The following is a 6,380-nucleotide window of genomic DNA, read 5'->3' on the forward strand; positions in this document are numbered from 1 at the left end:
GATGGCAACCGAGAACGTCACCCACGAAGCCAAGAGCGCGTCCGACTACGACGCGACCGCCAAGCAGAAGGCGCAAGCCAAGACGGCGCGGATCCCGATCAAGATCGTCCCGGCCGAGCAGCTGAAGAAGCCGGACTGGATCCGGGTGAAGGCCGGCAGCCCGTCGACCCGCTTCTACGAGATCAAGCAGATCCTGCGCGAGCACAAGCTGCACACGGTGTGCGAGGAGGCGTCCTGCCCCAACATCGGCGAGTGCTTCGGCAAGGGCACGGCGACCTTCATGATCATGGGCGACAAGTGCACGCGGCGCTGCCCGTTCTGCGACGTCGGCCATGGCCGGCCGGATCCGCTGGACGTGGATGAGCCGCTGAACCTGGCCAAGACGATCGCGGCGCTGAAGCTGAGCTACGTGGTGATCACGAGCGTGGACCGCGACGACCTGCGTGATGGCGGCGCCGGCCACTTCGCCGAGTGCATCCGCAAGGTCCGCGAGCTCAGCCCCGCGACGCAGATCGAGGTGCTGGTGCCCGATTTCCGCGGCCGCATGGACCGCGCGCTGGACATCCTGAAGGCGGCGCCGCCGGACGTGATGAACCACAACCTGGAGACCGCGCCGCGCCTGTACAAGGAAGCGCGTCCGGGGTCGGACTACCAGTTCAGCTTGAACCTGCTCAAGCGCTTCAAGGAAGAGGTGCCTGGCGTGCCGACCAAGAGCGGCATCATGGTCGGCCTGGGCGAGACCGACGAGGAGATCCTCCAGGTCATGCGCGACATGCGCGAGCACAACATCGACATGCTGACGATCGGCCAGTACCTGGCGCCGTCGGGGCATCATCTGCCGGTGCGCCGCTACGTGCATCCGGACACCTTCAAGATGTTCGAGGAAGAGGCCTACAAGATGGGCTTCACCCACGCGGCGGTCGGCGCGATGGTGCGGTCGAGCTACCACGCGGACCAGCAGGCGCATGCGGCGCTGGAGAAGGCCGAAGCGGAGAAGGCCTCAGCGGCCTGATCCCGGTCTACGCCCCATGACGGACGGCTCCTGCGGGAGCCGTCGTCGTTTGCGTGTCCACTGCACGTCCATCAGGTGGCGGGGATTTGCAAGCGTTCGAAGAATGCGCGATTGCGCTTCTTCGCATCGTTGAGAACCTTGTCGTACGAGACGATCTCGATGTAGCAACCCTGGCTCTGGTGGTACTTGAAGTAGCCCTCGTTGTCAGGCGTCCTCACGAAGTCGTGGTCCTCGGCGATCGCGCGCATCCTCGGCGTGAGACTGCACAGGATGTAGGCGTAGAACGGAATCGCGCGAGGTCCGGCTCGTCGCGGCTGTCCACGTCGATGGCGGTGAGCCGGCTCATGGGCAGGTCCGACGCGAGATGCGTGTGATAGGCCAGGCGCTCGTCGACGACCCAGAGGTTCTGGCGGGCGAAATCGACCTCGTCCGAGGTCGTGCGCATCGGAAAGATCAGGCTGTGGATCAAGTCCTCACGCGCGTAGGCGCCGGTGTCCTGCACTTTCAGCGCGTTCTCGAGCATCTCGAGGATCGTGCGCCGGTGGACGACGTAACGGGCGAGCGCCGCTTTGCCCAGTTCGTTCTCTTCATCGAGGTAGTGCCGGTACAGCGCTGCGTACTCATCGCATCCGCTGGTCGAGCCCAGCGGCATTGCCCGGATGCTGGCCGCGCGTTGCCGGTGGTCCAGCTCAATGTCCTTCTGGACCTTGAAGAGCTCGATGTCCAACTGCTCCTTGCTCAGATTCGCCGGAATGCACGCGAGACGTTCGCGGTACTGCGGCCGCAATTGGATGCGGTACTGCGGCGCGTGCTGGGTGATGTAGGTCTCGATGACGTCGAGCCGCACAAGGTCATTCGCCGCACGATGCGGCTCGGCCACGTCGCGCAAGGCCTCGACCGCCTCGGTGTTGATTGCCATGCCATCTCCTTTCGCGACGTCGTCGCGAATCGATTCAGGGACGCGTTGCCGCGTCCATTGAGAGGCATGCTAGGGCTGCTTCCGACCCCTCGATGTCGAGGGCCATCGCAGTCGTTGCGCGTTGAAGACAACCCGGTTGTCCCCCGAAATCCGTGGCGTGCAAGAGGAACTGGATCTACGCCGGCGTCCACCGTCCCGCCACGTTCTTCAGCAGCAGATTGATCGCCGCCAGCTGCCGGTTACGCACCGACAGCAGCGAGGCTTCCGCGTTGAATGCGCTGTTCTGCGCGGTGGTGACGTCGAGGAAGGACACCGTCCCCGCGCGGTACTGGTCCGTCACCAGCTCCAGATTGCGCTGCGCTGACTCCAGCGCCTCCTGCTGCAGTTGCGCCTCTTCACGCAGGTGGTCAGCCAGGATGAGGTTGTCCTCCACTTCCTGCAGCGCCGTCAGCACCGTCTGCCGATAGGTCGAGGTCGCGACCTCCGCGCTGGTGCGGGCCTGCGCGCTGGCGAGCTTGCGCTGCCCGCCGTCGAAGATCGCCGCCGCCAGCGACGGCCCGATCGACCAGAACAGATTGGGCGCCGACAGCAGGTTGCTCAGCGTGCTGTTGCGATACCCGCCGCTCGCCGACAGCGTCAGCGACGGAAAGTACGCTGCGTCCGCCACGCCGATCTGCGCGTAGGCCGCCGCCACGCGCCGCTGCGCCGCGGCGATGTCGGGGCGCCGCTCCAGCAACTGCGACGGCAGCATCGCCGGCACCTCCGGCGCCTTGGGCAGCGCCGCGTTCTTCGTCATTGCGAGCGCCGACGGCGGCAGCCCCAGCAACACCGCGATCGCGTGTTCCAACTGGCCGCGCGTCGAGCGCGTCTCCAGCAGCTGCGCCTGTGCCGTGCGCAGCTGTGTCTGAGCCTGCAGCACATCGCTGCGCGCCGCGACGCCGCTCTGATACCTCGCCTGCGTCAGATCCAGGAAGCGCTCATACGCCTTCACGCTGCGGTCGTAGAGGGCTTCCTGCGCCTCCGCCGTGCGCAGCGAGAAGTAGGTCTGCGCCAGCGTCGCCTGCGCGCTCAGCCGCGCCGCGGCCAGATCGTCCGCACTCGCCTGCAGCGAGGCATTCGCGCCTTCGCTGGCCAGGCGCAGCTTGCCCCACAGGTCCGCTTCCCAGCTCGCGTTCAGCGACACCTGCACGCTGTTCGTTGGTCCGCGGCTGACCGAGCCGTTCGTGCCATTGCTATTCGCGGCGTTGCCGTTCCCCCCGTTGCTGTCCGGATTCGCGCTGCGCGTGCCCGAGAAGCCGGCCGACAGCGTCGGGAACAGCGCCGAGCGGCTCGCCTCCAGCGCCGCGCGCGCGCCGGTGACCTGCGCCACCGCCGCCTTGAGGTTCTCGTTGCCGATCACCAGCCGCTGCTGCAGATCGTCGAGCACCGGATCGCCGAACAGCGTCCACCATTGCTCGGGCACCGGCTCGGCCGTGGCGGGCCGCGCCTTCTTCCAGAGCCCGTCCTCCTTGTACTGCGCCGGCGCGGAGACTGGCGCGGGCGGATCGACGCGCGTCACCGCGCAGCCGCTCATCAGCGCGACGAGCACCGCCGCCGCCACGGCTGGCAGCGAGGGACGAAGGAATGAAGTCGAGGTCATCGGGGTCGGCATGTTTCAGCCCTGCAGGGTCGGAGCCGCGGGCGGCTCGGGATTCATCGAAGTCTTGTTGAACGCGCGGCGCTTCATCACGCGCTGGCGCAGCCGCTCCATCGTGACGAACACGACCGGCGTCGTGTACAGCGTCAGCAGCTGGCTCAGGATCAGCCCGCCGACGATCGCGATGCCCAGCGGCTTGCGCAGCTCGGCGCCGTCGCCGCTGCCAACGGCCAGCGGCACCGCGCCGAAGATCGCCGCGAAGGTCGTCATCAGGATGGGCCGCAGCCGCAGCTTCGCGGCGCGGAAGATCGCCGCGCCCGCCGTCAGGTGCGCGGTCGTGCGCTGCCGCGCGATGGCGAAGTCGATCATCATGATCGCGTTCTTCTTCACGATGCCGATCAGCAGGATCACGCCGATCAGGGCAATGATGGAGAACTCCGTGTTGAACATCATCAGCGCCAGCAACGCGCCCACGCCCGCCGACGGCAGCGTCGACAGGATGGTCACCGGATGCACCAGGCTCTCGTAGAGCATGCCCAGCACCAGGTAGATCGCGACGATGGCCGCGCCGATCAGGATGGGCTGCGACTTCAGCGCATCCTGGAACGCGTTGGCCGTGCCCGCGAAGGTCCCGCGCAGCGACACCGGCACGCCCAGCTCCGACATCGCGTTGTTGATCGCATCGGTGGCCTGGGACAGCGACACGCCCTCGGGCAGGTTGAAGCTGATCGTCGAGGCCGGCGTGCCGCTCTGGTGATTCACCGACAGCGGCGTGTTGGTGGTCTCGAAGCGGCTGAACGCCGACAGCGGCACCTGCGCGCCGGTGCTGCTCGTGACGTAGAGCTTGCGCAGCGTCTCCGGCCCCTGCAGGTAGGGCGACGCCAGTTCCATCACCACGCGGTACTGGTTCAGCGGGTTGTAGATCACGCCCACCTGGCGCTGGCCGAAGGCGTTGTTGAGCGTGGTGTCGATCGTGCTCACCGTGATGCCCAGCCGCGCCGCCGCGTCGCGGTCGATGACCAGCGAGGTCTGCACGCCCTTGTCCTGCTGGTCGGTGTTGACGTCGGTCAGCTCCGGCAGGTTGTTCAGCGCGTTGCGCACGCGCGGCTCCCACTCGCGCAGCACCGCCAGGTCGTCCGCCTGCAGCGTGAACTGGTATTGCGCGTTGGCCTGCCGGCCGCCGATGCGGATGTCCTGCACCGGCACCATGAACAGGTTGGCGCCGGGCTCGTGCGCCATCTTGTCGCGCAGGCGGTTCACCACCTGGTCGGCCGACACGCCGCGTTCCTTCAGCGGCTTGAGCGTGATGTAGAAGTTGGCCGAGTTGCGCTGCCCGCCGCCGGTGCTGCCATTGACGTTCTGCACCGCCGGATCCGACAGGATGATCTCCATGAAGCGGTCGACCCGCTTGCGCATCATCTCGAAGGAGCTGCCCTGGTCCGCCTGCACGCCGCCGATCAGCACACCGGTGTCCTGTTGCGGGAAGAAGGTCTTGGGGATGGCGCCGTACAGGTGCACGTTCAGCGCGATCACCGCCACCAGCGACAGCAGCGCCACCGGCTGGTGCCGCAGCGTCCACATCAGCGAGCGCCGGTAGCCGCGCGCCAGGCTGCGGTTGAAACGCGCCGCCAGCCGCGCGAACCGGCCTTTGCGGTGGCGCGCGCCGGGCTCGGGCTCCTGGCGCGCCTTGAGCACGCGCGAGGCCATCATCGGCGTGGTCGTCAGTGAGACGATCATGGACACCAGGATCGCCGAGGACAGCACCACCGCGAACTCGCGGAACAGCCGCCCCACGACGCCGCCCATCAGCAGGATGGGGATGAACACCGCGATCAGCGACAGGCTGATCGAGATCACCGTGAAGCCGATCTCGCGCGCGCCGCGCAGCGCCGCCTCGACCGGCTTGAGGCCCTGCTCGATGTAGCGGGTGATGTTCTCCAGCACCACGATCGCGTCGTCGACGACGAAGCCGGTGGCCACTGTCAGCGCCATCGCCGACAGGTTGTCCAGGCTGTAGCCGCACAGGTACATCACGCCGAAGGTGCCCGCCAGCGACACCGGCACCGCCACCGCCGGCAACAGCGTTGCGCGCCAGCTGCGCAGGAACAGCAGCACCACCAGGATCACCAGGCCGATGGCGATGGCCATGGCGCGCTGCACCTCGTCGAGCGAGGCGCGGATCGTCGGCGTGCGGTCGCTGATGACCTTGAGCTCGATGGCCGGCGGGATCGAGGCCTGCAGCCGCGGCAGCAGCTCGCGCACCCGCGCCACCGTCTCGATGATGTTGGCGCCCGGCTCCTTCTGGATGAACAGCAGGATCGCCGGCTGGCCGTTGGAAGCGCCGTAGTTGCGCACGTCCTGCACCGAGTCCACCACCTCGGCCACGTCGCGCAGCCGCAGCGCCGCGCCATCGCGGTAGGACAGCACCACGGGCGCGTACTCCGAGGCGGCGCGCGCCTGGTCATTGGCGCCGATCTGCCAGTAGCGGCCGGATTCCTCGACGGCGCCCTTGGGCCGGTTCGCATTGGTGTTGCTGATGGCCTGCCGCACCTGATCGAGCGCGATGCCATTGGCGGCCAGCTTGTCCGGGTTGAGCTCCACGCGCACGGCGGGCAGCGCGCCGCCGCCGACGTTGACCTGACCCACGCCGGCCACCTGCGCCAGCCGCTGCGCCAGCACCGTCGAAGCCGTGTCGTACATCTGGCCGCGCGTCAGCGTCTGCGAGGTCAGCGCCAGGATCATGATCGGCGCGTCGGCCGGGTTGACCTTGCGATAGGTCGGATTGCTCGGCATGCCGGTGGGCAGCAGGGTCC

Annotated in this window: 5 protein-coding genes; 1 reads left to right on the top strand and 4 read right to left on the bottom strand. The window is 67.7% G+C overall.

Translation table 11 applies throughout. The annotated features are described in order from the left end of the window. Position 1 precedes the first annotated feature (1 nt). The gene (lipA, locus tag ABDW61_RS23670) at positions 2-1,012 is read left to right on the top strand and encodes a lipoyl synthase (protein WP_343642287.1); all 1,011 of its coding nucleotides are present in this window, start codon (positions 2-4) and stop codon (positions 1,010-1,012) included. Between the two features lie 71 nt (positions 1,013-1,083). Here the strand turns inward: lipA and ABDW61_RS23675 are convergent, their stop codons facing one another. The 4 genes from ABDW61_RS23675 to ABDW61_RS23690 form a co-directional block, all read right to left on the bottom strand. Continuing rightward, positions 1,084-1,230: a hypothetical protein gene (locus ABDW61_RS23675; protein WP_343642289.1), complete on the bottom strand. Its 147-nt coding sequence runs from the start codon at positions 1,228-1,230 to the stop codon at positions 1,084-1,086. Next, entirely contained in the window at positions 1,227-1,931 is a 705-nt protein-coding gene (locus tag ABDW61_RS23680; RefSeq protein ID WP_343642291.1) for a hypothetical protein, read from the bottom strand. Before ABDW61_RS23680 ends, ABDW61_RS23675 begins: the two co-directional genes overlap by 4 nt. 175 nt (positions 1,932-2,106) lie before the next feature. Then, entirely contained in the window at positions 2,107-3,570 is a 1,464-nt protein-coding gene (locus ABDW61_RS23685) for an efflux transporter outer membrane subunit (protein WP_343642294.1), read from the bottom strand. Positions 3,571-3,585: 15 nt separating this feature from the next. Further along, the coding region (locus ABDW61_RS23690) for an efflux RND transporter permease subunit (RefSeq protein WP_343642296.1) at positions 3,586-6,380 on the bottom strand (2,795 nt) is incomplete at its 5' end.

This window comes from Roseateles sp., assembly GCF_039595595.1.
GTDB lineage: Bacteria > Pseudomonadota > Gammaproteobacteria > Burkholderiales > Burkholderiaceae_C > Roseateles.

Coding starts and splice junctions, on each gene's coding strand:
- lipA (WP_343642287.1), top strand. CDS start 2: ATGGCAACCGAGAACGTCACCCACGAAGCCAAGAGCGCGTCCGACTAC.
- ABDW61_RS23680 (WP_343642291.1), bottom strand. CDS start 1,931: ATGGCAATCAACACCGAGGCGGTCGAGGCCTTGCGCGACGTGGCCGAG.
- ABDW61_RS23685 (WP_343642294.1), bottom strand. CDS start 3,570: ATGACCTCGACTTCATTCCTTCGTCCCTCGCTGCCAGCCGTGGCGGCG.